At 36.3% G+C, this 25,367-nt stretch carries 26 protein-coding genes and 1 tRNA gene; 18 read left to right on the forward strand and 9 right to left on the reverse strand.

Annotated elements, in window-relative coordinates:
* The first annotated feature begins 27 nt into the window (after positions 1–27).
* Together etfA and trxA are read left to right on the forward strand one after the other, a co-directional pair.
* Positions 28–1,005 (forward strand): electron transfer flavoprotein subunit alpha, encoded by a 978-nt coding sequence (gene etfA / locus Y7E_RS0107105; RefSeq protein ID WP_017150591.1) that lies wholly within the window; start codon positions 28–30, stop codon positions 1,003–1,005.
* 391 nt (positions 1,006–1,396) lie between these two features.
* Positions 1,397–1,711: a thioredoxin gene (trxA, locus tag Y7E_RS0107110; protein WP_017150592.1), complete on the forward strand. Its 315-nt coding sequence runs from the start codon at positions 1,397–1,399 to the stop codon at positions 1,709–1,711.
* 45 nt (positions 1,712–1,756) lie between these two features.
* Here trxA and Y7E_RS0107115 read toward each other — a convergent pair whose 3' ends face one another.
* Entirely contained in the window at positions 1,757–2,002 is a 246-nt protein-coding gene (locus Y7E_RS0107115; protein WP_017150593.1) for a hypothetical protein, read from the reverse strand.
* A gap of 303 nt (positions 2,003–2,305) precedes the next feature.
* Here Y7E_RS0107115 and uvrC point away from each other — a divergent pair, with 303 nt between their 5' ends.
* Positions 2,306–4,090 (forward strand): excinuclease ABC subunit C, encoded by a 1,785-nt coding sequence (gene uvrC / locus Y7E_RS0107120; RefSeq protein WP_026049129.1) that lies wholly within the window; start codon positions 2,306–2,308, stop codon positions 4,088–4,090.
* Between the two features lie 307 nt (positions 4,091–4,397).
* On the opposite strand, the gene Y7E_RS0107125 is transcribed toward uvrC, so the two are convergent.
* Positions 4,398–4,847, reverse strand: coding sequence for a YslB family protein (locus Y7E_RS0107125; protein ID WP_017150595.1), 450 nt, complete (start codon positions 4,845–4,847; stop codon positions 4,398–4,400).
* A gap of 312 nt (positions 4,848–5,159) precedes the next feature.
* Here Y7E_RS0107125 and sdhC point away from each other — a divergent pair, with 312 nt between their 5' ends.
* The 4 genes from sdhC to Y7E_RS0107150 all read left to right on the forward strand — a co-directional run bounded on the left by sdhC (position 5,160) and on the right by Y7E_RS0107150 (position 9,107).
* Entirely contained in the window at positions 5,160–5,786 is a 627-nt protein-coding gene (sdhC, locus tag Y7E_RS0107135) for a succinate dehydrogenase cytochrome B558 (RefSeq protein WP_017150597.1), read from the forward strand.
* A gap of 13 nt (positions 5,787–5,799) precedes the next feature.
* The gene (gene sdhA / locus Y7E_RS0107140; RefSeq protein WP_017150598.1) at positions 5,800–7,593 is read left to right on the forward strand and encodes a succinate dehydrogenase flavoprotein subunit; all 1,794 of its coding nucleotides are present in this window, start codon (positions 5,800–5,802) and stop codon (positions 7,591–7,593) included.
* A complete protein-coding gene (gene sdhB, locus Y7E_RS0107145; RefSeq protein ID WP_017150599.1) occupies positions 7,586–8,347 on the forward strand; it encodes a succinate dehydrogenase iron-sulfur subunit in 762 nt (253 codons plus the stop codon). The genes sdhA and sdhB overlap by 8 nt, the downstream gene beginning before the upstream one ends.
* Before the next feature lie 313 nt (positions 8,348–8,660).
* Positions 8,661–9,107: an acyl-CoA thioesterase gene (locus tag Y7E_RS0107150; RefSeq protein WP_017150600.1), complete on the forward strand. Its 447-nt coding sequence runs from the start codon at positions 8,661–8,663 to the stop codon at positions 9,105–9,107.
* A gap of 24 nt (positions 9,108–9,131) precedes the next feature.
* On the opposite strand, the gene Y7E_RS0107155 is transcribed toward Y7E_RS0107150, so the two are convergent.
* Both Y7E_RS0107155 and Y7E_RS0107160 read right to left on the reverse strand, forming a co-directional pair.
* The gene (locus Y7E_RS0107155) at positions 9,132–9,902 is read right to left on the reverse strand and encodes a M15 family metallopeptidase (protein WP_017150601.1); all 771 of its coding nucleotides are present in this window, start codon (positions 9,900–9,902) and stop codon (positions 9,132–9,134) included.
* 229 nt (positions 9,903–10,131) lie between these two features.
* Positions 10,132–10,962: a 5'-nucleotidase, lipoprotein e(P4) family gene (locus Y7E_RS0107160; RefSeq protein ID WP_017150602.1), complete on the reverse strand. Its 831-nt coding sequence runs from the start codon at positions 10,960–10,962 to the stop codon at positions 10,132–10,134.
* Positions 10,963–11,349: 387 nt separating this feature from the next.
* On the opposite strand from Y7E_RS0107160, the gene Y7E_RS0107165 reads away from it, so the two are divergent.
* The 3 genes from Y7E_RS0107165 (at position 11,350) to Y7E_RS0107175 (ending at position 14,006) form a co-directional block, all read left to right on the forward strand.
* Positions 11,350–12,234: an ABC transporter ATP-binding protein gene (locus Y7E_RS0107165; RefSeq protein WP_017150603.1), complete on the forward strand. Its 885-nt coding sequence runs from the start codon at positions 11,350–11,352 to the stop codon at positions 12,232–12,234.
* A gap of 2 nt (positions 12,235–12,236) precedes the next feature.
* Complete coding sequence (locus Y7E_RS0107170; RefSeq protein ID WP_017150604.1) at positions 12,237–13,457, forward strand: ABC transporter permease; 1,221 nt, start codon at positions 12,237–12,239, stop codon at positions 13,455–13,457.
* Positions 13,458–13,574: 117 nt separating this feature from the next.
* The gene (locus Y7E_RS0107175) at positions 13,575–14,006 is read left to right on the forward strand and encodes an Rrf2 family transcriptional regulator (protein WP_017150605.1); all 432 of its coding nucleotides are present in this window, start codon (positions 13,575–13,577) and stop codon (positions 14,004–14,006) included.
* Between the two features lie 57 nt (positions 14,007–14,063).
* Here Y7E_RS0107175 and Y7E_RS0107180 read toward each other — a convergent pair whose 3' ends face one another.
* Together Y7E_RS0107180 and Y7E_RS0107185 are read right to left on the reverse strand one after the other, a co-directional pair.
* Positions 14,064–14,729 carry an aquaporin gene (locus Y7E_RS0107180; protein ID WP_017150606.1) on the reverse strand — a complete coding sequence of 222 codons (666 nt, stop codon included), beginning with the start codon at positions 14,727–14,729 and terminating at the stop codon, positions 14,064–14,066.
* Between the two features lie 177 nt (positions 14,730–14,906).
* Positions 14,907–15,872, reverse strand: a complete 966-nt coding sequence (locus Y7E_RS0107185; RefSeq protein WP_017150607.1) for a DMT family transporter — start codon at positions 15,870–15,872, stop codon at positions 14,907–14,909.
* A gap of 104 nt (positions 15,873–15,976) precedes the next feature.
* Between Y7E_RS0107185 and Y7E_RS0107190 the strand changes: the two genes are divergently transcribed.
* Complete coding sequence (locus Y7E_RS0107190; protein ID WP_017150608.1) at positions 15,977–16,549, forward strand: helix-turn-helix domain-containing protein; 573 nt, start codon at positions 15,977–15,979, stop codon at positions 16,547–16,549.
* 199 nt (positions 16,550–16,748) lie between these two features.
* Here the strand turns inward: Y7E_RS0107190 and Y7E_RS0107195 are convergent, their stop codons facing one another.
* Positions 16,749–16,934: a PspC domain-containing protein gene (locus tag Y7E_RS0107195; protein WP_017150609.1), complete on the reverse strand. Its 186-nt coding sequence runs from the start codon at positions 16,932–16,934 to the stop codon at positions 16,749–16,751.
* A gap of 264 nt (positions 16,935–17,198) precedes the next feature.
* On the reverse strand, positions 17,199–19,022 hold the full coding sequence (locus tag Y7E_RS0107200) for an APC family permease (protein WP_017150610.1): 1,824 nt from the start codon (positions 19,020–19,022) through the stop codon (positions 17,199–17,201).
* 660 nt (positions 19,023–19,682) lie between these two features.
* Between Y7E_RS0107200 and gerE the strand changes: the two genes are divergently transcribed.
* The 7 genes from gerE (at position 19,683) to Y7E_RS0107235 (ending at position 24,296) form a co-directional block, all read left to right on the forward strand.
* Positions 19,683–19,907, forward strand: a complete 225-nt coding sequence (gerE, locus tag Y7E_RS0107205; RefSeq protein ID WP_000659484.1) for a spore germination transcription factor GerE — start codon at positions 19,683–19,685, stop codon at positions 19,905–19,907.
* Between the two features lie 188 nt (positions 19,908–20,095).
* Positions 20,096–20,911, forward strand: a complete 816-nt coding sequence (gene racE, locus Y7E_RS0107210; protein ID WP_154652019.1) for a glutamate racemase — start codon at positions 20,096–20,098, stop codon at positions 20,909–20,911.
* 147 nt (positions 20,912–21,058) lie between these two features.
* Positions 21,059–22,105, forward strand: a complete 1,047-nt coding sequence (locus tag Y7E_RS0107215; protein WP_017150612.1) for a GerMN domain-containing protein — start codon at positions 21,059–21,061, stop codon at positions 22,103–22,105.
* Positions 22,106–22,240: 135 nt separating this feature from the next.
* The gene (gene rph / locus Y7E_RS0107220; RefSeq protein WP_017150613.1) at positions 22,241–22,978 is read left to right on the forward strand and encodes a ribonuclease PH; all 738 of its coding nucleotides are present in this window, start codon (positions 22,241–22,243) and stop codon (positions 22,976–22,978) included.
* 11 nt (positions 22,979–22,989) lie between these two features.
* On the forward strand, positions 22,990–23,601 hold the full coding sequence (locus Y7E_RS0107225) for an XTP/dITP diphosphatase (RefSeq protein WP_017150614.1): 612 nt from the start codon (positions 22,990–22,992) through the stop codon (positions 23,599–23,601).
* A 13-nt stretch (positions 23,602–23,614) separates the two neighbouring features.
* Positions 23,615–24,121 (forward strand): metallophosphoesterase, encoded by a 507-nt coding sequence (locus Y7E_RS0107230; RefSeq protein ID WP_017150615.1) that lies wholly within the window; start codon positions 23,615–23,617, stop codon positions 24,119–24,121.
* Between the two features lie 101 nt (positions 24,122–24,222).
* Positions 24,223–24,296: transfer RNA gene (locus tag Y7E_RS0107235), tRNA-Gly, on the forward strand.
* A 414-nt stretch (positions 24,297–24,710) separates the two neighbouring features.
* On the opposite strand, the gene Y7E_RS0107240 is transcribed toward Y7E_RS0107235, so the two are convergent.
* Positions 24,711–25,325: a PH domain-containing protein gene (locus Y7E_RS0107240; RefSeq protein ID WP_017150616.1), complete on the reverse strand. Its 615-nt coding sequence runs from the start codon at positions 25,323–25,325 to the stop codon at positions 24,711–24,713.
* Between the last annotated feature and the right edge of the window lie 42 nt (positions 25,326–25,367).

Consider the following 25,367-nt stretch of genomic DNA (forward strand, 5'->3'; position numbering starts at 1 on the left):
AAATTATATATGCAGGAGGGAAAATCTATGGCTCGTAAAGTATTAGTAATGGGTGAAGTTCGTGACGGATCACTACGTAACGTTTCGTTTGAAGCAGTAGCAGCAGCGAAAACAATTGCAGAAGGCGGTGAAGTGGTTGGCCTTCTAGTTGGAGAGAGCATTGCATCTTTAGCAAATGAATTGATTCATTACGGTGCAGATCGCGTTGTGACAGTTGAAAATGATAAATTAAAATCATATACATCCGATGGTTATGCACAAGCGTTTCTTGCTGTATATGCTGAGGAAAAGCCTGAAGGAATCGTATTTGGACACACAGCGCTTGGTAAAGATTTATCACCAAAGCTAGCTGCAAAACTTGAAGCTGGTCTTGTTTCCGACGTCACTGCACTAGAAGTAACGGGTGGTAATGTTGTATTTACACGCCCAATTTACTCTGGTAAAGCGTTTGAGAAGAAGATTGTCACAGATGGCATTTTATTTGCGACAGTACGTCCAAATAACATTACGCCATTAGAAAAAGATGAAGCGCGTACAGGTGATGTGTCTTCTATTACAGTTGATGTAAAAGATTTACGTACAATCATTCAAGATGTTGTGCGTAAAACAGCAGAAGGTGTAGACCTTTCAGAAGCGAAAGTCATTATTGCTGGCGGACGCGGCGTGAAAAGTGAAGACGGTTTTAAACCGTTAAAAGAATTAGCAGATGTATTAGGCGGCGCTGTTGGAGCATCACGTGGTGCGTGTGACGCAGAGTATTGCGATTACTCATTACAAATTGGACAAACAGGTAAAGTTGTTACGCCAGACTTATATATTGCATGTGGTATTTCCGGCGCAATTCAACATTTAGCAGGTATGTCTAACTCGAAAGTAATCGTTGCAATTAATAAAGATCCAGAAGCAAGTATCTTCAAAGTAGCTGACTATGGTATTGTGGGCGACTTATTTGAAGTGGTTCCTTTATTAACAGAAGAGTTTAAAAAGTTAAAAGTGCATTCTTAATTTGAGTAACCCTTGAGTTCCAAGTGAAATACCCCTATATATAGAAAAGCGAGAGGTCCCCTGCCTCTCGTTTTTTAACATGTATTTCTTTCCGATATATAATTCGCGGTTATGAAAACAAAAGAAGATTTGTACTCATTTTCTCTTGTTGTTTTTACTTGGCGTGGGGCTAAAAAAGGATCTGACCGCTTCTATGCATGGTTGGATGCTCTCTTCCATCTAAAAAAGAAAGGTTTTATGTCGTTTTTTTATTTGATATCTATATAGCTTGTATTTTTATATAGTATAAAGGAACCCTTTTTTGTTACAATACATAACGATACATAATATTCGCCACGTATATAACTTAATGATATACTTTTGGTAGAATACACTTGAAGGAGGAAATAAAATGGCAATTGTAAACGCAACTGACCAAAACTTCGCAGCTGAAACTAGCGAAGGTATTGTATTATTAGATTTCTGGGCACCATGGTGTGGACCTTGTAAAATGATCGCTCCTGTATTAGAGGAAATCGATGCAGAATTAGGCGAAAAAGTAAAAGTAGTAAAAATAGACGTGGATGAAAACCAAGAAACCGCTCGCCAATTTGAAGTAATGAGCATCCCATCTCTTTTCGTATTAAAAGATGGTAAAGTGGTTGACCAAGCGTTAGGCTATAAACCAAAAGAAGCGTTAGTAGAATTAGTTTCTAAACACTTCTAATCGGAAAAGCTGCCGTAGGGCAGCTTTTTATTTTAATTTATCTAATTAAAACCATCTTTGATGCATTTCTTTTAGAAAGCTTTCTGCGACTTTATATCCAGAATTTTCTCCGATAACAGAGTCAATACCACAGTAGGGACAAACTGCTGTATTATCATCATCCCACCATTCATTAATTCTACTTGGGTGAAAAATTTTTAAACAATAAAAACAACCACACATAGTATCCTTTTCCAAGTAAGTTCTATTATGAGAATAGAAACGGTGTACGTCTTCAAAATATTTTTCCATTGTTATCCTCCTGTTTACGCTGTTCTTTGATTGTCATATTTGAATGAATTTTTTGTATTTTATGACCCAATCATTTGCATTGTGTATTAGGAAAGTTTAAAAGGAGAAATTCCCAATTCTATCTTGTTAGTCTAACATGAAAATCAATAGTAAAATACGATATGAAAAGATAAAAATACGTATAATATTTTCATTTTTTTGCGCTTTCCGTTACAATTAAAGAACGTATGTTGGGGATTTAACGATTGTATGTTTTTGCTTGGAAACAACAATGATAAACATGTAAGAAACGGAGGTTTACGAGTGCACGAGCATTTAAAAGAAAAATTAGCGATTTTACCAGATCAACCAGGTTGTTATTTAATGAAAGACAAACAAGGAACAGTTATATATGTCGGGAAGGCCAAGGTGTTAAAAAATCGTGTGCGCTCGTATTTTACTGGTTCACATGATGGGAAGACACTCCGTCTTGTCGGAGAAATTGTTGATTTTGAATATATTGTTACCTCCTCGAATTTGGAGGCTCTCATTTTAGAATTAAATTTAATCAAAAAATATGATCCAAAATATAATATCCAATTAAAAGACGATAAAACATACCCGTTTATTAAAATTACAGCTGAAAAACAGCCACGTTTGCTTATTACGAGAAATGTAAAAAAGGATAAAGGAAAGTATTTTGGTCCGTATCCTAATGCGCAGTCAGCTCATGAAACAAAAAAGCTGTTAGATCGTATGTATCCGCTTCGGAAATGTACAAATATACCAGATAAAGTTTGTTTATATTATCATATGGGACAATGCTTAGCACCTTGTGTACAAGAGGTAACGGATAAACAAAATCAAGAAATTGTAGATGGAATTGTTAAGTTTTTGAACGGTGGACATAAAGAAGTTCGTTCAGAATTGGAAGCGAAAATGTATGAAGCATCAGAAAAATTAGAGTTTGAGCGTGCAAAAGAATTGCGTGATCAAATTGCTCATATAGATGCGATTATGGAAAAGCAAAAGATGATTATGAGCGATTTAGTTGACCGCGATGTGTTTGGTTATGCGGTTGATAAAGGCTGGATGTGCGTGCAAGTTTTCTTTGTTCGAAAAGGTAAGTTAATCGAGCGCGATGTCTCCATGTTTCCAATTTATGATGAGCCTGAAGAAGGATTTTTAACATTTATCGGTCAATTTTATGAACAAAACAACCATTTTAAACCAAAGGAAATCGTAGTGCCAGGAAATATTGACCCTGAATTAGTAGAGCGTTTTTTAGAAGTGGATGCAACGCAGCCGAAACGCGGAAAGAAAAAAGACCTCGTTGAATTAGCAAACAAGAATGCGAAGATCGCTTTAGAAGAGAAGTTTTATTTAATTGAACGTGATGAGGAGCGAACGATAAAGGCTGTTGAAAATTTAGGTAAGCAGCTTGATATTGAAACGCCATATCGTATTGAAGCATTTGATAACTCAAATATTCAAGGGACGAATCCAGTTTCAGCAATGATTGTCTTTATTGATGGAAAGCCAGCGAAAAAAGAGTATCGAAAATATAAGATAAAAACAGTTCAAGGGCCGGATGATTATGAATCGATGCGAGAGGTTGTACGCCGGCGTTATACACGTGCTTTAAAAGAGAATTTGCCACTACCTGATTTAATTGTGATTGATGGCGGGAAAGGACATCTTGCAGCTGCTAGTGATGTGCTTGAAAATGAACTTGGATTGTATATTCCGATAGCTGGACTTGTTAAGGATGATAAGCACCGTACGTCGCATTTAATTATTGGTGATCCTCCTGAGTCAGTTATGCTTGAAAGAAATAGCCAAGAATTTTATTTATTGCAGCGTATTCAAGATGAGGTACATCGATTTGCGATTACGTTCCACCGTCAGCTTCACGGGAAATCTGTTATTCAATCTGCTTTAGATGGAATTCCTGGAGTAGGAGAGAAACGGAAAAAGGTATTGTTAAAACATTTTGGTTCGTTAAAAAAAATGAAGGAAGCTTCTGTGACCGAATTTGTCGAAGCGGGAATGCCGCAAAATGTCGCAGAAACTATTTATTCCTATTTAACAGATAAGAAGACGTTGTAGTTTACAATGTCTTCTATTTTTTGGTATAATTTCAGAATATTAAAAATAATTAGAAGTGAATGAATATACAATATAAATCCATTGTGATTTTTCGACATATAATCTGTGGCTATGAAAACAAAAATAGTTTTCCATTCATTTCCTCCTTCTGTTTTCACACGGCATGGGGAAAAAAGGAGCTGATCCCTTCTATGCATGGGCGGATGCTCTCTCCCACCTAAAAAGAAAAGGTTTATGTCGTTTTTAATTGGATTTATATAGAAAAGTCAACTAAACCTATATGTCTAGTTGACTGTTAATGTAGATTCTACACTTCGACAGGATCTTTTACGTCCCATTTTACAAGAAATGTGATAGAATCCGAACGTTTTTTTTGCTCTTCATATGACTCTGCAACAACATTTCGCTGCTTTTGAATCTGCTCTGCAACAAATCCAGTTTCTAATTGGTAAGAAGAATGTCTATTTTGCTTTTGGCGCTCTGTAATGAGCGGGCTTGTTAGCTGAAAATGCATTTCACGGCGTTTATGCTCGATGATGTTCAAGCGGCCCCAACCAGCTTTTTCAAAAAAATGAATGACTTCTTCAATCGTTTCTAGCGGATATTTTCGTGCTAGGTTTCTGCCAGCCCAGTATAAGATGTCATCTAATTCTTTTCCAATTAGGTCAGGTAATACTTCTTCACGCAGCAGTTCATAAGCGAAGGCGTTCAATGAAACATCTTCAAAAGATGCTATATCAATTGTATTTTTGCTCACAATATTCCCCTCTTTCTATAGGGATTATTATATAACATTTCCCATTTATAAAAACAGAACTTTCTTTGGGAAAATCTGAATATAAGAGAAGAAAAAAAGAATTGGCAAATTATATGCAAATTATGTACAAATTATGTATACGTTTTCTTGACGCTTCGACAAGAATAGGAGTAAAATGAACTTGTTATCAAATTATGCTGAAATATTTCGAATAATTTTTTCAGTTTTTCTTATAGCAATAGTGAAAAAACATTATTGTTATAAACTAATACTGAAAGCAGCAGTCAAACACTCAAGGGGGGTAATGGGGACATGAAAGGCCGCGAGTATACGTTTCGCAAGTGGCACTCATTAATGGGGGTCATTCCGGTTGGTGTCTTTTTGACGCAACATTTAGTAGTAAACAATTTTGCAACAAGAGGGGCAGAGGCTTTTAACAAAGCTGCTCATTTTATGGAGCTCCTTCCATTCCGGTATGCGCTAGAAATTTTCGTCATCTTTTTACCGATACTGTACCATGCTATATATGGATTATATATTGCATTTACAGCTAAGAACAATGCGACATCTTATAGTTATTTCCGTAACTGGATGTTTGTCTTCCAACGAATCTCAGGTATCGTTACGCTGATTTTCATAGCTTGGCATGTTTGGGAAACTCGTATTCAAGCATTGTTAGGTAAACAGGTAAATTATGACATGATGGCAGATATTTTAAATAATCCAGCTATGTTTGGTTTCTATTTAGTTGGGGTTGTATCAACAATTTTCCACTTTGCGAATGGACTATGGACATTCTGCATTAGCTGGGGAATTACAGTATCGCCACGTTCACAACGTATCTCTACTTATGTAACATTAGCTATTTTCTTAGGTTTATCTTATGTAGGTGTGAGTGCATTATTAGCGTTCATCGATCCACAGCTAGCAAATCAGTAAGGAGTGGGAGAGCATGAAAGGGAAACTTATAGTAGTCGGCGGTGGCTTAGCCGGCTTAATGGCAACGATTAAGGCAGCGGAAGCAGGAGTAAATGTTGAACTGTTCTCTTTAGTACCAGTAAAACGTTCACATTCTGTATGCGCACAGGGTGGCATTAACGGTGCCGTAAATACGAAAGGTGAAGGGGATTCTCCATGGATCCACTTTGACGATACAATTTATGGTGGTGACTTCTTAGCGAACCAACCGCCAGTTAAAGCGATGTGTGAAGCAGCGCCTGGTATTATTCATTTAATGGACCGCATGGGTGTTATGTTTAACCGTACAGAAGAAGGACTTCTTGACTTCCGTCGCTTCGGGGGAACACAACATCACCGTACAGCATTTGCTGGTGCAACAACTGGCCAACAATTATTGTACGCATTAGATGAGCAAGTACGTCGTCATGAAGTAGCAGGACTTGTAACGAAATATGAAGGTTGGGATTTCTTACGTGCTGTTGTAGATGACGAAGGTGTGTGTCGTGGAATCGTCGCACAAGACTTACAATCTATGGAGATTAAGAGTTTCCAAGCTGATGCCGTGATTATGGCAACAGGGGGCCCTGGTATCATCTTTGGAAAATCAACAAACTCTATTATTAATACAGGTACGGCAGCATCTGCTGTATATCAACAAGGTGCATATTATGCGAATGGTGAGTTCATTCAAATTCACCCAACTGCAATTCCTGGAGACGACAAATTACGTCTGATGAGTGAATCTGCACGTGGTGAAGGTGGGCGCGTTTGGACGTATAAAGATGGTAAGCCATGGTACTTCTTAGAAGAGAAATATCCTGCATACGGAAACCTTGTACCTCGTGATATTGCAACACGTGAAATCTTTGATGTATGTGTAGAGCAAAAGCTTGGTATTAATGGTGAAAACATGGTATATCTAGATCTTTCTCATAAAGATCCGAAAGAATTAGATATTAAACTTGGTGGGATTATTGAAATCTATGAAAAATTCACAGGTGATGATCCTCGTAAACTACCGATGAAAATCTTCCCTGCTGTTCACTATTCAATGGGTGGACTATGGGTTGATTATAAGCAAATGACAAGTATCCCAGGGCTGTTTGCAGCAGGTGAGTGTGATTACTCTATGCACGGTGGTAACAGACTAGGTGCTAACTCATTATTATCAGCAATTTATGGAGGTATGGTAGCGGGACCAAATGCAATTGAATATATGAAAGGTCTTTCAAAATCATCTGATGCTGTTTCATCTGCTTTATACGAGCAAAATGAATTAATCGAAACAGAGAAATTTAACAATATTTTAACGTTAGATGGTAATGAAAATGCATATGTTCTTCATAAAGAGCTTGGAGAATGGATGACAGATAACGTAACAGTAGTTCGTGAAAATAAAAAGTTATTAGAAACAGATGCGAAAATCGAAGAGTTAATGGAGCGTTATAAACGCATTAACATTAACGATACGGCGAAATGGAGTAACCAAGGTGCTTCGTTTACACGTCAACTGGCAAATATGTTTGAATTAGCTCGTGTTATTACAATAGGTGCATATAACCGTAATGAAAGCCGCGGTGCACACTATAAACCAGAATTCCCAAATCGTGATGATGCGAACTTCTTAAAAACTACAATGGCGAAATTTGAGGGAGCAGGAAATGCACCAGCATTCCATTACGAAGACGTTGATATTTCATTAATTACACCACGTAAACGTGATTATTCTTCAAAACATGATGTAGCTGCTAAGAATGAAGAGAAGGGGGATAAACAACATGTCTGAGAAAACAATCCGCCTCATCATTACGAGACAAGATGGACCAGATGCACAATCGTTTGACCAGGAATTTGAAATTCCATACCGTCCAAATATGAATATTATTTCGGCTCTTATGGAAATTCGTCGTAATCCTGTCGATGCAAAAGGAAACCATACAACTCCTGTTGCATGGGATATGAACTGTTTAGAAGAAGTATGTGGTGCTTGTTCTATGGTAATTAACGGTAAACCGCGTCAATCGTGTACAGCGCTTATCGATAAATTAGAACAACCAGTTCGTATAAAACCGATGAAGACATTCCCAGTAGTGCGTGATTTACAAGTTGATCGTAGTCGTATGTTCGATGCTTTAAAACGTGTGAAAGCTTGGGTTCCAATCGATGGTACGTATGACTTAGGACCAGGACCAAGAATGCCAGAGAAAAAGCGTCAATGGGCATATGAACTTTCAAAATGTATGACATGTGGTGTTTGCTTAGAATCATGTCCAAACGTAAACAGTAAATCTGACTTTATCGGACCAGCACCGCTTTCGCAAGCTCGTTTGTTTAACTCACATCCAACTGGTGAAATGCATAAAGCAGATCGCTTACGTGCAATCATGGGTGATGGTGGACTTGCAAACTGTGGTAACTCACAAAACTGCGTACAATCATGTCCAAAAGGTATTCCGTTAACAACATCAATTGCAGCATTAAACCGTGATACAACAATTCAGTCGTTTAAAGATTTCTTTGGTAGCGACAATAACTACTAATCAATATTGCCTCTTCGAATCGAAGAGGCAATATTTATATAAATACAAATTGAAAAACTGACATAAAACCTTTCACTTTATGTGGGAGGGAGCATCCGGCCATGCATAGAAGCGGTTAGATCCTCTTCCTGCCTCATGCCAAGTGAAAACAAAGAGAGAAAACGAGTGCAGGTCACCTTTTGTTCTTTATAGCAGCGATTTATATGTTGAAAAATCAAAATAAATATATATGGGTTTCTATCGTTTTAATTTTTTGTTTATTCTGAAATGTATTATATTACTTATTAGAATAAGAGAAAAAGGAGAGAAAAGCATGAAGAAGATTTCTTACATTGAAGACTTTGAGAGATGGGAAAAAGGTTTTTCATTTTACATTCCTGTGAAAGTTCGATTTTGTGAAACCGATATGTTTGGACACATGAATAATGGTGTTGCATTTACATATTTTGAAGAAGCACGTATTGAGTTTTTTAAAGAGCTAGGTTTTATGCAAGAATGGACTCATGAAGCGTCAGAAACGATGATCGTGGTTGCTGATTTACAATGTAACTTTTTGAAACAAATTTTCTTCGATGAACATTTAAAGGTATATGTAAAAGCCGAAACAATTGGGAATTCTTCTTTAGATTTACACTATATGGTAAAAAATGAAGCCGGAGAAGTTTGTTTAGTAGGGCGTGGTGCAATGGTGCAAGCCTCAAAGAAAACGGGAAAAGGTGCACCTTGGCTCGAAGAATGGAAGCGAAAGTTACTGCAATAAAAATAAAAGAGCTATTTAGCTCTCTTATTTTTTTGCACCCATTGCTTCTTCTAATGTTAAGTGATGTTTATGTAAGTATGTAGCGTATGGGTTGCCAACGTAGCGAAGATGCCATGGCTCGTATGAATATTCCGTTGTATCTGTTTTATCTTCTAAATAACGAATGACGAAACCAAATTCATGAGCATGTGCTGCTACCCATTTTCCTTCTTCTGTTTCGCCAAAAATAGGTTCTAATTGATATTTTGCAGATTTAGAACTAATATCCATTGCAAGGCCTGTTTGATGTTCACTTGTTCCAGGAATAGCGCTAACTGAATCAGCTTCAGCTTTACCTTGACGTTTTACGTATATGTTATGTAATGACTGTTGCCGTTTATAAGAGCGAAATCCTGATACGGCTGTAAGCTCGAGTCCTTCTTGTTTTGCTGCGAGGAACATCTTTTCAAGAGCTGTCGCAGCATCTTTACGCAGCAACGTTTTTTCTTTATCTTTTGGGGATGTAAATGGAACGTCTGGTCTTATGAGATCATCTGGTGTATAACCATCTGGCAATTTTCGATGTTTATTTACTAACACTAGTAGTGAGTCTGGATTCGTAACAAGTGAAAAGTTCTCATCTATTTTTTCTGCTGTATGAGTTGCTTTTGGAAATGATGGAATCTCTTCTTTTGGATGTTCTATTGTTTCTACAGCTTTCGCTTCATTTTGGAGTGGAGATTTTGAGCCGAAGTAAGCGAAGGATGTGATACCGATTGCAATAGTGGCGACAGAAATAACAATTACCTTTTTCATAAAGCTGTGTAATCTCAGTCCTTTCTTATTGTTTGTCTATTCTTTTTATTATAAGTCTACTTACTATAAAAAGAAATATAAGAGTCGTAACGTAATAGAATTGCAAAGAAAATGTCAAAAAATGTTTGATTTTGTCGGTTTATATATGCGACGTTCATATATACGAATAATTGGATTGGAATGAATTAGGAGGGAGGGAAATAGTAAAAGGATGGCTTATGCCATCCTTTTACTTGTTTACTTCAAATGATTTTAAGTTATCGCGACGAAGTTTATCTTTTTCTGCATCAGATTTTTTGAAGTTGTAATCATATAGAGCACCTTCCCAATCGCCGTACATTGGGTTAGGGAAAATAATAAATTTTTCGCCAAATTGTGCTTTTGTTTCTTCGACTGTTTGATTGCGATCTTTTACAGATTTTCCATCAAATCCAGTGAAGTCGGATAAGTTGTCACCAAAGAATAGGACGATATCGTGCGATTGTGAAACAAGTTCACGACGCTTTTCTTTCCCTTTTTCTTTCGGATCTTGTAGTAAAATATGTTCTTTTGTTGCTTGCGGAGCACCAACGCGCTCAAGATTTTTAATTGTTGCATCTAATTGATTTGTTTTACGGTTTGAAACGTAGTAGATGTCTACACCTTTAGACTCCGTATATTTTAAGAAATCAATTGCACCAGGAAGAGCTTCTGCTTCTGCTTTATTAATCCACTCATCCCATTTATAAGGATAACCCTTTCCTTCTTTCACAGTCATCGCTTGGTGAGGGCTGTTATCTAAAACAGTTTCATCTAAATCTAGTACAATTGCTGGTTTTTTGCTTGTACCTTTTGCAAGAGCTGCATCAAGTTTTAACTGACCAATATTGTATCCTTGATAGTATAACGCTTTTGTTTCACCGGCTGTTTGGAACCATAAATCAGCCATTAGCTGCTGGTCTGTTAATTTTACTTTCTCTTCTTTTGCCACAGTTTTCTCAGCTGTTCCTGAACATGCTACAAGCGATGTAGAGAGAACGGCTACAGATAATAAAGTGGTAATACCCCTTTTCATCTTCATATGTATCCTCCTTGATGTAATTAAATCCTTTAATATTATATATTAAAAGATAATGTTTTTTGTGATATTTTTTATGCATTTTTGCATATTGTTCTTCGTATATACAGTAGTATGCCCTATTTCAGTATAATGAGTAAGGGACACGCTGTTTGTTTTGTGAATTATATTTGTCAAAATGACAATTATAATTGACAAAAAGTTTTTTGTAATTTACAATTTTAACTAAATAAAACAAATGGTGGATGGTAAAGGTAGAAGAATATATAATATTAATTTTAAAATCTCATTATAAAAATTAATGAATTCACATGTGTTACAATATTTTGCCTATATTCAACATACCATTTAGAAGATTGTAAGAATGGTGAAAAAGGGGAGGGATTGTATTTGAGTTTACAAATTCAAAACTTAACGAAAATATTCGGCGAATCAAAGGCAGTCAATCAATTGCAAATTTCATTACCAAAAGGTGAAGTGTTAGGACTACTTGGCCGAAATGGTGCAGGGAAAACGACAACAATTAAAATGCTCCTTGGGTTATTAACTCCTAATAAAGGTTCTATTACATGGGACGGAAAAGCAATTTCTCAGAGCGGTGTAACAATTGGTTACCTTCCAGAAGAAAGAGGATTGTATACAAAAAGTAGAGTGATAGATCAACTTCGCTATTTCGGTAGATTAGAAGGAATGACGAAAAAAGAAGTAGACCGTGCGATTGATCGTTGGTTAGAAAAACTAGCAATCCCGGAATATAAATATAAAACGGCGGGAGAACTTTCAAAAGGAAATCAGCAAAAAATCCAATTAATTGCTGCGCTTCTTCACGATCCAGAGCTTCTTATTTTAGATGAGCCATTTAGCGGACTTGATCCTGTTAATGCTGGTATGTTAGCGAATATTATTGAAGAACAAGTCCAAAAAGGAAAAACAATTATTTTATCAAGCCACCGTATGGAACAAGTGGAAGCGTTTTGCCAGCATGTTTGCATTTTAAAGAAAGGTGAAGCAGTTGTAGAAGGGCAGCTAAGCGACATTAAGAAAGAATACGGTTTTCGTAATTTAACAATTGAAGATGTGGTAGAAAATGAACAGGCATTGCAAGCATTAAATATTTCGTACGAAAAACAACAGGGACTGCTTTATGTGAAAGTTCATGATGATGCAGAAGCCTTAACGATTTTACAGAAGTTACAAGGACAAGGTGTGAGCTTAAGGCAATTTAAAATGCTAGAGCCGACACTAAACGAAATATTTGTGGAAAGGGCGAAATAACAATGCGTAAATTTTCTCATGTATTTTCATTTTATTTTAGGGAATCATTTCTATCTAAAAAATCTTTGATTACGAGTGCCGTTTTATTTTTAATTGTGTTTGGGATCGTAGCGTTTACCCATTTTACTGCTGATAAAGATAAAGGGAAAGATAAAATCGCAGTGGTAACAGAAAGTACTATATATAAAGTACAAGAAAGTGATTTAACTAAATTAATCCCGTCAGCTAAAGTAACTGTGGCAAAAAAAGATGAATTTAATGCGTTACGTAAGCAAGTGGAAGAGGGAGACTTAGACGGTTTATTCCGTATTACAGAAAAGAATGGCATTCCCGAAGTTACGTATATGTATAGTGGCTTTCCAAGTCAGTCAACATCTACGCTTATAGCAAGTTATTTGAAGGAGCAGTACACGGCAGTAATGATTGAAAAAAATAATGTATCTCCGGAAGTAGCGAAACAATTACAAATAGAAATTCCTATGAAGCAAGAGGCAATAAAAGATCGGGCATCTTCCTTTGGTATCGGTTATGCATTTTCGTTTGCGTTGTATATGTTTATTATCTCGTTTGGAAATGCGATTGGGACAACAATTGCATCTGAAAAAGCATCACGTGTTATGGAACTTATGCTTCCAAAAGTAAAACCGCTTACGATGATGTATGCGAAAATTTTAGCTGTTGTAGCTACAGCTTTATTACAAATTGCTGTACTTGCTTGTGGATTTATCATTCCGTATTTATTAGGATGGGTTGATTTAAATAATGCTTCAATATTTGGACTTTCTTTAGATTTTTCAACTTTAGATACATTAGTAATCAGTATGTTTATTATCTACTTTATTACAGGATATTTACTATATGCGATGTTATATGCAGCGGCTGGAGCAGTTGTATCTAAGTTAGAAGATTTACAATCAGTTGCATTGCCGATTACATTTTTAGGTATGGGAGCATTCTTCATTAGTATGAAGTCGCTATTTGATCCAAATAGTACACTGGTTTTAATCAGTTCCTATATTCCATTCTTTACACCGATGGTTACGTTCTCGCGCGTTGTAGCTGGTGAAGCAGGAGCGTTAGAGGTTAGCGTTACATTAGCAATTTTAGTTGTAACAATTTTAATTATTAATTGGATTGCCAGCCGCATTTTCGTTAATGGTGTTATGAATTACTCTGATAAAGTGAAATTTAAAGATTTAGCTAAATTTATTAAGCGTCAATAAGAAGAAAAAGTATGATTCTCTAAGGGAATCATGCTTTTTCTTTATGCACAAATAAGAAATAGTATATAATAGTATGTATCGTCTTTTGATAGAATGAATGTAAAGGAGGGTGTGCAGATGGGAATTAGTAGCCGTTTTACAGTAGGTGTTCATATGTTAACGTTACTTGCGATAGATCGAAACTCTCGCTGTACCTCTGAATGGATTGCTGGTAGTGTGAATACAAATCCAGTTGTGATTCGCCGCATTACAGGAATGTTGAAGAGAGCGGGGCTTGTTGATGTCCAAGCCGGAAAAGGTGGTACATCACTTGCTCGTGATTTAGATGAAATTACATTACTTGATGTATATAAAGCAGTGGAAGTAGTGGAAGAAGGACATCTATTTTCTTTCCATGAGAATCCCAACATTGAATGTCCAGTAGGAGCTAATATTCAATCAGTATTAGAAATTATATTGATGCAAGCGCAGGAAGCAATGGAAAATGTACTTGCGAATGTAACAGTCCAGCAGCTTGTTACAAACTTACAATCGAAAATTCAAAAATAAAAAAGCGAGCCTCATATAAAAAGGCTCGCTTTTTTATTTTCAGAAAGGATGAAAAATCTATTTTTCAGTATTTAATACGAATTTCCCAACAATGGCAGCAACGATACCACCAAGAATTGGAGCAACAATAAATACCCATAATTGAGATACAGCTTCTCCGCCAGCAAATAAAGCTGGTGCTAGGCTACGTGCAGGGTTAACTGAAGTTCCTGTTAATGGAATACCTAGTAAGTGAACTAACACTAATGTGAAACCGATTACTAATCCAGCTAACTGTGCATTACCCTTTTTACCTGTTACAGCAATAATTACTAAAATAAAGACGAATGTTAAAACAAATTCAACTAAGAAAGATCCTGATAATCCAAGTTTTCCAAAACCATTTTGCCCTAAGTTATCTAAAGACATATTAGAAGATTTTAAAATCGTTACTAATGTTGCAGTTCCTAATAAACCACCTAAAACTTGAGCTAATAAATAACAGCTAAGCTCCATAGCATTCATTCGTTTGTTTACAAACATGGCAATTGATACTGCCGGGTTTACATGACATCCAGAAATTGTTCCAATGCTATATGCCATAGCAACAATTGATAATCCGAAAGCCATTGCGATTCCTAAAATTCCAATTCCTTCAATTCCGCCACCTAAAACAGCAGTTCCAGTTCCGAATAATACAAGTACAAAAGTACCAATAAACTCAGCAATTCCTTTTTTTAGCATAATTTTCCTCCTTAAAATGTGCATGAGAACGTATTGTAACATAGAATGATGCTGTTCTAATTATAAATAAGGAATAAAAAATATTCCGATTAAATAAACAATAAAGGTTTGTGCAATTTCGATTGCATGAAAAAAAACATGGTTCTCCTTTAAGAACCATGCTTTTTCAACTTTCTGCTATGCTGTTTTCTTCTGCCGTGCAACCGGAACAGACCGATTCAAAATACTATTTGCGACCATTCCAACCATAATGATAATCATCCCAATAAGAGAGAGCCCGCTAGGGAACGAACCATTTAAGAAAATGATTTCACCAAGAACAGTAAATACCATTGTTCCAGCTTGTGTTGCTTCGACAGCTCCTAGTAATGCGAGATTATTTTTCGCTAAATCTGTAGCAAAGAAAAATGTCATTGTCGCAATAACGCCTGAGCATAGTGCTAATAAAAAACCTTGGAGCATTTGACTAGATGTTGGAATGCCTGTTGCCACAAAACCGTATATTCCAAGAATAATTGCTATAGGCAGACTACCGATTGCCATTCCTAATACACGCTGGAATGTATCAAGGCGTCCTCCTACATCCTCCATCATTTTTCGATTACCAAATGGATATAAGAAAGCTGCGAGGACAACAGGAAGAACCCCAGATATAAATTGAGAAGCTGTAATATGTCCAGCTTCTGTTGCCTGCATGCAAATGACACCGATTAAAATGAAAAGTGATACGTATAAACTGCGAAGTGGGATTTTTCCCCGCACGCGTTTTGTACCTGTTTTTGTTTCAATCGTAATAAAAAATAATGGCGATAGTAGCAAGCCAGCGAATATTGTAATTTGCCAAGTCCCTGCAACAAGCCAAGCTGGAGAAAAGACAGCAGCAAAGCTTAATAAAGAATAAAAGCCGATGCCCGCTAGAGATCCCCATCCTAGCCATGCAAAAGGATGTTTTCGCATTTCTGACCATAAGGGCCCGAGGTTTTTGCGAAATAAAACGATAAGGAATAAAATAGGAAGAGCGAATAAAAAGCGGAAGGAAGCAGTCCAAGCCCAGCTTGTTCCGGATACATTCATCGCTCTGTTAATAATAAAGGTTGCAGAAAAAAAGGCTGATGATAAAATACCTAATAATATTGCACGCATGATGTATAGCGCTCCTTTCAAAAACTGAACATTTATGTATAGTATAATATACATAAAATAAATAAAAGTAAAATATTTTATACTTTAAGGTGGTTTTGTTACTTATGAAAGAAAAAGAGGATATGCAAACAAAAGAAGTTATTCAGCAAGTTGGTCAGTTATTACGACAAATTCGTAATGAACAAAAACTAAGTTTAGAAGAATTGGCACAAAAAACAGGGGTCAGTAAATTAACATTAGGAAAAATTGAAAGAGGTGAAACGAATCCAACATTAGCTGTCATTTGGAAAATTACGAAAGGGCTATCTATTCCTTTATCTAGGCTAATGGTTGTTGGAGAACCGGTAGCTATTTCACGATCTGGGGAAGGTTTTGCGGTAGACGCAGGACAGGCATGGCGGTTAGAAACAATGTTTCGGTATACGAAAGAAACTGGCATGGAGATGCATCGTGCTTGTTTAAGACCACAAAGTATTTATGAGCCAGAGTCTCACCATGAAGGGGCAATTGAACTAGTTACAGTTATGAAAGGACAAGTTGCTATTCAAGTTGAAAATGATGTGTATGAATTAAATGAATTTGATTCGATTCAGTTTGAGGCAAATAAAAAGCATAGTTACAAAAATGCTGGAGATGAGATTGCTGTTTTACATTTAACGATGAAGTATTCTTCATGAGTATAAAAGAAGGGAGGGCTTGTAGAGAAGTGCTCCTTTTTTCTATGGGTTTAGAGCTGCATTTAGAAAACTGTATGTTTCGAATCACTACTATTGTGTTATTTAGTGTTTGTGTATTTTAATAAATACTCGTTAGAAAAAGTTCTTTATAAAATAGAAATAAGATGAAAGAAAGGCACCGATTGGGCAACGGTGCCTTTTAGTAAGAACGTGGCATAAGCAATAAACAAACAAGGTAAGCTAAAAAACCTGTTCCGAAACATAGAATCGCAATAACCCAAAGAATACGAATCATACTAGCGCTTATATCGAAATATTCTCCTAAACCACCGCATACACCAAATAAAACCTTATCTGTTTCAGATCTACGTAGCTTTTTTTCCATTATAAAATCCTCTCCTTTTTAATCACCATGTTGTTTTTTATGTATTGGTGATTCTTTATACTTTTATCTTACATGGAAAAGAATATGGAAACTATCGAATTATATTACATTTTTCTGAAAGGAGATTACATTTTTGTAAGACATTTTTGATGAATGTGCACCTAAAAGAAAGAGGGAAAGCAGATTTTTATCGTTTTAACCGAGAAGACCTCCTCCTCTAAACGAAGTGAAGGTGGGGGTAGTTCAATTAGGTGCAAAGTGTTTTTATTTTCGAAATCGATAAGGAACAGTTGTGACAATGACGTTTTTCTTATACAAAAGATAAACGCGTAGTAATACGCTTGATTGATTGTGCAAAATGTTATGCCAGTTCTTTTTGGTAATGAATTGAGGAATTAAAACTGTAACAAAACGGTTGTTCTCTAGCGCTTTATGTTGAATAATCGTAATTAATTTTGCAATAGGTCTCATTAAGCTTCGGTAAGATGAGACAAATGTAACAAGACGAATGTTCGGTTGCCATTCTTTCCATTTTTCTTGCATGCGTAGTTCACTTTCTTTATCAAAAGCGACATATACAGCAATAACTTGATCGCTAATCGTTTCTGCGTAGTTAATTGATTGTCCGACTACCTTCGTAATGCCAGCAATAGGAACAATCACGACATTACCAGTTAGCTTCTCAGGAATTTCATTAAAACTGACCCTTAACTGTTCTCCTACCGCAACATAATGATTATGTATGCGATGGAATATGAAAACAATGATAGGTAGGAAGATAAGGATAGACCATACTTGTGCAAATTTTGTAATAAAGAAAATAAAAAGCACAGTTAATGAAATAAGGGCACCTAATAAGTTTGTTAGTAATCTTGGCCCCCAACCTTTTGGTTTTTCCCGTATCCATTTTATAATCATCCCTGTTTGTGACAATGTAAAAGGTATAAAAACGCCCACTGCATATAGCGGAATTAATTGTTCGGTCTTACCTTGAAAGGCCATAATTAAAAGGATAGAACTGATGCCTAATGTAATAATTCCATTCGAATATCCTAAGCGATCTCCACGCATTAAATACATACGCGGCATATATTTATCTGATGCTAAATTAAAAGCTAACAGTGGAAATGCTGAAAAACCTGTATTGGCAGCTAATACTAAAATAAGTGCCGTTGTTCCTTGAATAAAGTAGTATACAAAGTTTCTTCCAAAAATATTAGAAGCAATTTGAGAAACCACTGTTTCATTATGTTTTGGGGAAATTCCGTACCAATACGCTAAAAATGTAATACCGGTAAATAAAATGGCTAGAATTATACCCATGATGACGAGTGTTTTTGCTGCATTTTTCGCAGCAGGTTCTTTAAAGTTTGGAATTGCATTCGAGATAGCTTCTACTCCTGTTAAGGCAGAACAACCAGATGAAAATGCTTTTAACAACAAGAACAGTGTAATGCCAGGTACGACAGTCCCGATTGGTGTATGTAAATTGACAGGAACTTGTCCAGAAGTAATTTTAAAAATACCAACAATAATTAAAACAACAAGTGCGAAAACAAAGAGATAGACAGGATACGCTAAAACCGATGCTGATTCAGTTACACCTCGTAGGTTTAAAATTGTAATAAACAAAACAAGTATGACTGCAATTGGAACGGTATATGTGTGCAACGCCGGAAATGCTGATGTAATAGCATCGGTTCCAGCAGAAACACTTACGGCTACAGTAAGAATGTAATCAACAAGTAGTGATCCTCCCGCAATGAGCCCGGCATTTGTACCTAAATTTGTTTTTGAAACAACATAAGCACCGCCCCCATGGGGATAGGAATAAATGATTTGCCTGTACGATAGAATAAGCGCTGTTAATAAGACTAAAACCCCAATTGCGATGGGAATGGAATACCAAAAAGCAATTGCTCCAAAAGTAGCAAGAACAATTAAAATTTGTTCAGTTCCGTAAGCGACAGAAGAAAGGGCATCAGAAGACAGGATAGCGAGTGCCTTAAGTTTATTTAATTTTTGTTCTCCTAGTGCTGTTGATTTGAGTGGCCTACCGATTAAAAATCGTTTGAAGGTCGAAAACATAATGACACCACCAATACATAAAATTTTGTGTACAAAGCGGAGTGTTATGAATACATACATTCCTACCTGGTAGTATTGGCGGTTTTATGAATAATCTCTCTAAAAAGAAGGAGGTAATAAATGGAGTGAGAAAATGATCCTGAGAACTATATTGTGTGAGTCGTCTAAAACAATCAAATGAATCCATTGTAAAAAAAGTATGTCCATCAAAATGACAATTCCCATTGTGGAACATAAAAAAATTATGAAAGTTAATGTTTGTTTCATATTACCATTACATTGTTTATTCCTTATATATGAGTGGATAGTTATCTTCGTTAGATAAGTGGGGAGAAATCTTACCTTCTGTGCATGAAAAATAAAAAATGTACTCGAGTATTAAGAGTCTAATGAGAAGAAACAGGCTAGTTATGAGGTAAATAGTTATATGTATTGTAAGCGTTTTCGTGTTTGGTATTTAATAATTTTTTTGATGAATAGCAAGTATTATTTGAAAAAGGTTTTTTGCAGTTCTTAAATACATATAAATCGTAAATAACGTTCCGAAATTAGCCCATTTTCATTCACCTCCTGCACATTTTGTTCATACAATATCTTGACTAAATAAACACCCAACTTACACATATACAGCTCTGGCTTAAGCAAGGAGGGTTATACCAGTTGAAGGAAAAAGCGTATCAATCTAAACCTTTACTCACAAAGAGAGAGAGAGAAGTATTTGAATTACTGGTTCAAGATAAAACGACGAAGGAAATTGCAGGTGAACTTTTTATTAGTGAAAAAACTGTACGCAACCATATATCAAATGCAATGCAAAAGCTAGGGGTTAAAGGACGTTCACAAGCGGTTGTTGAGCTTCTTCGTATGGGAGAACTCGAATTATAAACAGATGAAGTCGACTTTTTTATAAAAGGTCGGCTATTTTTCTGTCTTGCAAATTACGAAGAAAAGGAGCAAAATAAAAAAGTCCCTGGTCTATACAGGTACATATTTAGAAATCTATTAAAAAGGATACTTTAGTTTTATAAAAGCTAAAGTATGTACGATATATTTGTATGTAAAAAAGATGATGAATGAGAAAATGGGTGATTATGTTGAATAGAGCGATTGGTGTTATTGATTCGGGAGTAGGAGGATTAACAGTAGCGAAAGAGTTAATTCGTCAGCTGCCAAAAGAGCGTATTATATATTTAGGAGATACAGCACGTTGCCCTTATGGTCCGCGTTCTCGCGAGGAAGTGCGTCAATTTACATGGGAAATGACGGAGCATTTATTGGCACTTGATATTAAGATGTTAGTTATTGCTTGTAATACCGCAACTGCGGTTGTACTAGAAGAGATGCAAAAGCAATTACCAATTCCAGTGGTGGGTGTGATTCATCCAGGCTCGCGTACAGCCTTGAAAGTGACGAATACGTATCATGTTGGTATCATTGGAACAATTGGAACGGTAAAAAGCGGTGCATATGAAGAGGCGCTGAAGTCCATTAATAACCGTGTTATGGTAGAGAGTTTAGCGTGTCCGCCATTTGTTGAACTTGTAGAAAGTGGAAACTTTGAGAGTGAGATGGCTTATGAGGTTGTTAGAGAAACGTTGCAACCACTGAAAACTACTGAAATCGATACATTGATTTTAGGGTGTACGCATTATCCGATTTTAGGTCCAGTTATTAAGCGGGTAATGGGGGGGAAGGTGCAATTAATTAGTTCTGGAGACGAAACAGCTCGTGAAGTGAGTACGATTTTATATCATAGTAAGATGTTAAATGAAGGGGAAGAGCAAAGCGATCATCTCTTTTTAACAACAGGAAAGATCGGTTTATTTAAAGAAATTGCATCTAAATGGTTTGGACAACCAATTGAAAATGTAAAGCATATTAATTTGTAAGTAAAATAGTATATTCGTAAAAAAACTCCTGGAAAGTTAGGAGTTTTTTTATTTTGTGAAATGTAAGATAAGTTGTCATTGCTTGTTCTAAAATGATAAAGAGCTCGTATACATATAGTACAAACTTAGATTTTAGGGGGAAATGGTATGCCTAAATCCACTTTTAAATGGCTTGTTTGTACTGCAGTAAGCGCAGCTTTACTAACAGGGTGCGGTTTGTTAAATAAGGAGAAAGAAACGGAACAAATTGATCCACCGAAAAAAGTCACGTATACAGACGGTGAAAAGAAAGAGACTGCTACAAAGGAGAAGCAAGGACAAACGAAGAAATATGAGCTATATCTTGTTGATAAAAATGGTTATGTTGTACCGCAAACGCTAGCATTACCCGCTCCAAAACAAAATGAAGTTGTGAAACAAACATTAGAATACCTTGTGAAGGATGGTCCAGTAGAGAATTTACTGCCAAATGGATTCAAGGCGGTTCTTCCGGCAGGTACAATGATGTCCATTGATTTGAAAAAAGATGGGACAGCAGTTGTGGATTTTTCAAAGGAAATGAAAAATTATAAAAAAGAAGAAGAGCGTCAAATCGTTGAATCGGTAGCTTGGACATTAACGCAATTTAAAGATATTAAACAAGTTAAATTTCAAATAAATGGTGAGAAATTAGCGAAGATGCCTGTTGGTGGCACGCCGCTTGGTGAAGGTGTGAGCCGTGCTGACGGTATTAACTTTGATGATGAGCAAGTGGCGGATGTCACGAATACGAAGCCAGTTACACTTTATTTCTTAGCACAAAATAATAAAACACAGTATTATGTGCCAGTGACACGCCGCGTGGCAGAAGGAAAGGAACATGAAGTAGCAACGGTTGTGAATGAACTTGTTAAAGGGCCATCGGGTTCAGCTTTACTTAATGATTTTAATCCTGATGTGAAGCTTGTTAGTGAACCGAAAATACAAGATGGAAAAGTTACATTGAATTTCAATGAAAATATATATATAGATAAAGGGAAAAGTATGATTTCAAATTATGTATTGCAATCACTCGTTCTATCTTTAACAGAAAAGCAAGATGTAAAAAATGTTTCTGTTGAAGTAAACGGGAAAGCAAATCTTGTTACTGAGAAAGGTGAGAAACTAACAAAACCTGTTGATCGTCCGCAAAACGTGAATACAGGTAGTTTTTAATCTTAAATAATTTGATATAATTATGTTAGAAAGGGGAATTTCTTTTTGAGTTCTCCTTCTTCTATTATTGTTGTACATAATTATAAATTTAAAATGGGCTATACTAACGAGTAGTAGTTACTAGGGGGTTATTTTATGCGAGTAGATGGTAGAGAAGCGGCAGAACTGCGTCATATACATCTTCATACAAATTATTTAAAACATCCAGAAGGATCTGTTCTGATTGAAGTTGGAGATACGAAAGTTATTTGTTCGGCAACGATTGAAGAACGTGTGCCACCATTTATGAGAGGCGAAGGAAAAGGATGGGTAACAGCGGAATACGCGATGATTCCACGGGCAACAGAACAGCGTACAATTCGTGAGTCCAGTAAAGGGAAAGTAACTGGTCGCACAATGGAAATTCAACGTTTAATTGGACGAGCATTACGTGCGGTTGTTGATTTGGAAGCGCTTGGGGAAAGAACGGTTTGGATTGACTGTGATGTCATTCAAGCAGATGGCGGAACAAGAACTGCGTCGATTACGGGTGCTTATGTCGCGATGGTGTTAGCATTTGAAAAGTTATTACAAGCGGAAAAGGTATCTAAAATTCCAGTAAAAGATTATTTAGCTGCAACATCTGTTGGAATTGTTGAAAACCAAGGTGTAGTTTTAGATTTAAACTATGCAGAAGATTCTAAAGCGGATGTTGATATGAATGTCATTATGACAGGAAAAGGCCAGTTTGTTGAAGTGCAAGGAACTGGAGAAGAAGCAACATTTAGCCGCGCAGAGTTAAATGAATTGCTCGATGCAGCTGAACAAGGAATTTTACAACTCGTTGAAAAACAAAAAGAAGCATTAGGCGACATCGTATCTCACATAGAGTAGAGGTGAAAAATATGAAACAAGTTGTTGTAGCGACGAAAAACATGGGGAAAGTACGTGAATTTGCTGAGCTATTCGAGAGATTTGATTTAGAAGTAAAATCTCTTTATGATTTCCCTCATATTGAAGAAGTTGAGGAAACTGGCGAAACATTTGAAGAAAATGCAATCTTGAAAGCGGACAGTTTATGTAAGCAGTTCAATTCAATTGTCATTGCAGACGACTCAGGTCTAATTATTGATGCTTTAAATGGAAATCCTGGTGTGCGCTCTGCTCGCTATGCTGGTGAACAAAAAGATGACCAGGCGAATATCGACAAAGTTTTAACAGAATTAGATGGCGTTTCGATGGAAAAGCGTACAGCGCGTTTTTATTGTGCGTTAGCAGTTGCTTTTCCAGAAGATGATAAAGAACCGGTTATTGTAAATGGTACATGTGAAGGGAAGATTTTAGAACAACGTCGTGGTGAAAATGGTTTCGGATACGATCCAATCTTTTATGTAGAAGAATACAAACGAGCGATGGCTGAGCTAACTTCAGATGAGAAAAATGAAATCAGTCACCGCGGACGTGCTCTTCGTAAGTTGGAAGAGAAAATTCCAGAGTGGTTTTTAGAAGAAGAATAAGGGAGAGAGACCGATGAGAGCTTTAATTGTAAGCGATAGTCACGGTTCTACGAGAGAATTACAGCAATTAAAAGATACATATGAGAGAAATGTAGATATTATGATTCATTGCGGTGATTCAGAACTCACACCAGATCATTCTGATTTACAAGGGTTCCAAGTAGTAAAAGGAAATTGCGATTTCTATAATGGCTTTGAAGAAGAAATCATTACTGATGTAGATGGATTACGCTTTTTTGCTACGCACGGACATCGGTACAATGTTAAAATGAGTTTGCAAACACTTCTATATCGTGCAAAAGAAGTGGAGGCGAATATTGTGTGTTTTGGACATTCTCATATGTTGGGAGCGGAATTTATTGATGATATTTTATTCATCAATCCTGGAAGCATTTTATTGCCACGTTCCCGTAAAGAAAAAACATTTACTTTGTTAGAAGTAAATGAAGAAGACATTGAAATTCGATTTGAAACATTAGATGGAAAAGTTGTCGCACATAAAACTTTTCAAAGAGGATAAGAAAAATTATCCTCTTTGAAAAAAAGTGTTGACTTTATCTAGACGTACAAATATAATAAACATTGTCGATAAGACATCAAGCGAAAATAAAAACAAAATATGCGGGTGTAGTTTAGTGGTAAAACAAGAGCCTTCCAAGCTCTGGTCGAGAGTTCGATTCTCTTCACCCGCTCCATGTCCCAGTAGCTCAGCAGGATAGAGCAACGGCCTTCAAGAATAGGAGCCTTTATAGGGAAACAAGAACCTATAGAGTGGACGACACTATATCGGTGAAGCCTTAACAGTACGGCTGATGGTAATACCGAGGAAACTTACGATCTTCCTTGAGAAGATTAAGGAGTTTTGAATGATTAAGTAAATCTTAATGGTAAAGACTCTGAAGCATGATGAAAATCATCGTGAGGTTCCGTAGAGACTACACGTGTCGCACCTGAAATGGTGAAGATATAGTCCAGACTACAAACAGTAAATACTGGTAGCGAAAGCTATGGTGGTAAGCTAAGCCGTCGGTCGGGAGTTCGAATCTCTCCTGGGACGCTAAAAAAACCTTGTTATCTTTTGATAACAAGGTTTTTTATTTGTTTTTAAATTAGTTGTTAATAAATTTTTCAAAGACAAATCCATAATCTTTCACATTATAGTGTTTTTTCGTATCAACAAGCCAGTTGAAGGCAATTTGATTCATTTCCTTAAATTGCTCTGCTAAATTGAGTTGTGCGTTTGTAATGCGGCTAAATGTGTTGGATGCCATGTCTAAGCTTTTATGAGCATACTGTAATGTAATATCATTCTCATAGGAGATTTCCTCGATTTTGAGAAGGGCTTTATATAAGTCTTTGAGCTCTTCAATGTGCTTTTTGTGAACATCAATTGAGTAATACTCATCCCCCATGTGAAATTTAATTTCTACATCTAAATCGATTGTACCAGCAGTTTCTAACGCTACATTTCTAATTTGATATTTGCTGTAACTATAACGACGCAATGTACGTTTTTTACTTGCTGCACTCGTTCCGTCTAGATGAATTAATCCTTTGTTTGTAAAGCAATATTCGTCAGACTTTGATTTGATTAAAAAATAAATTTTTTCTCCATCTTCATGCATGACATAATCATCAGCATCAACTTTATCATAATCTTTCGGTGTGATTACAGAACCTACGTCGCTTAACCCAAGTACATCAGCAGCTACTTTTTTGAACATATGTATCATCCCTTTTTTTTTTTTTTTTTTTTTTTAATTTTT

Origin of the sequence: Bacillus bingmayongensis, assembly GCF_000299035.1 — a bacterium.
GTDB lineage: Bacteria > Bacillota > Bacilli > Bacillales > Bacillaceae_G > Bacillus_A > Bacillus_A bingmayongensis.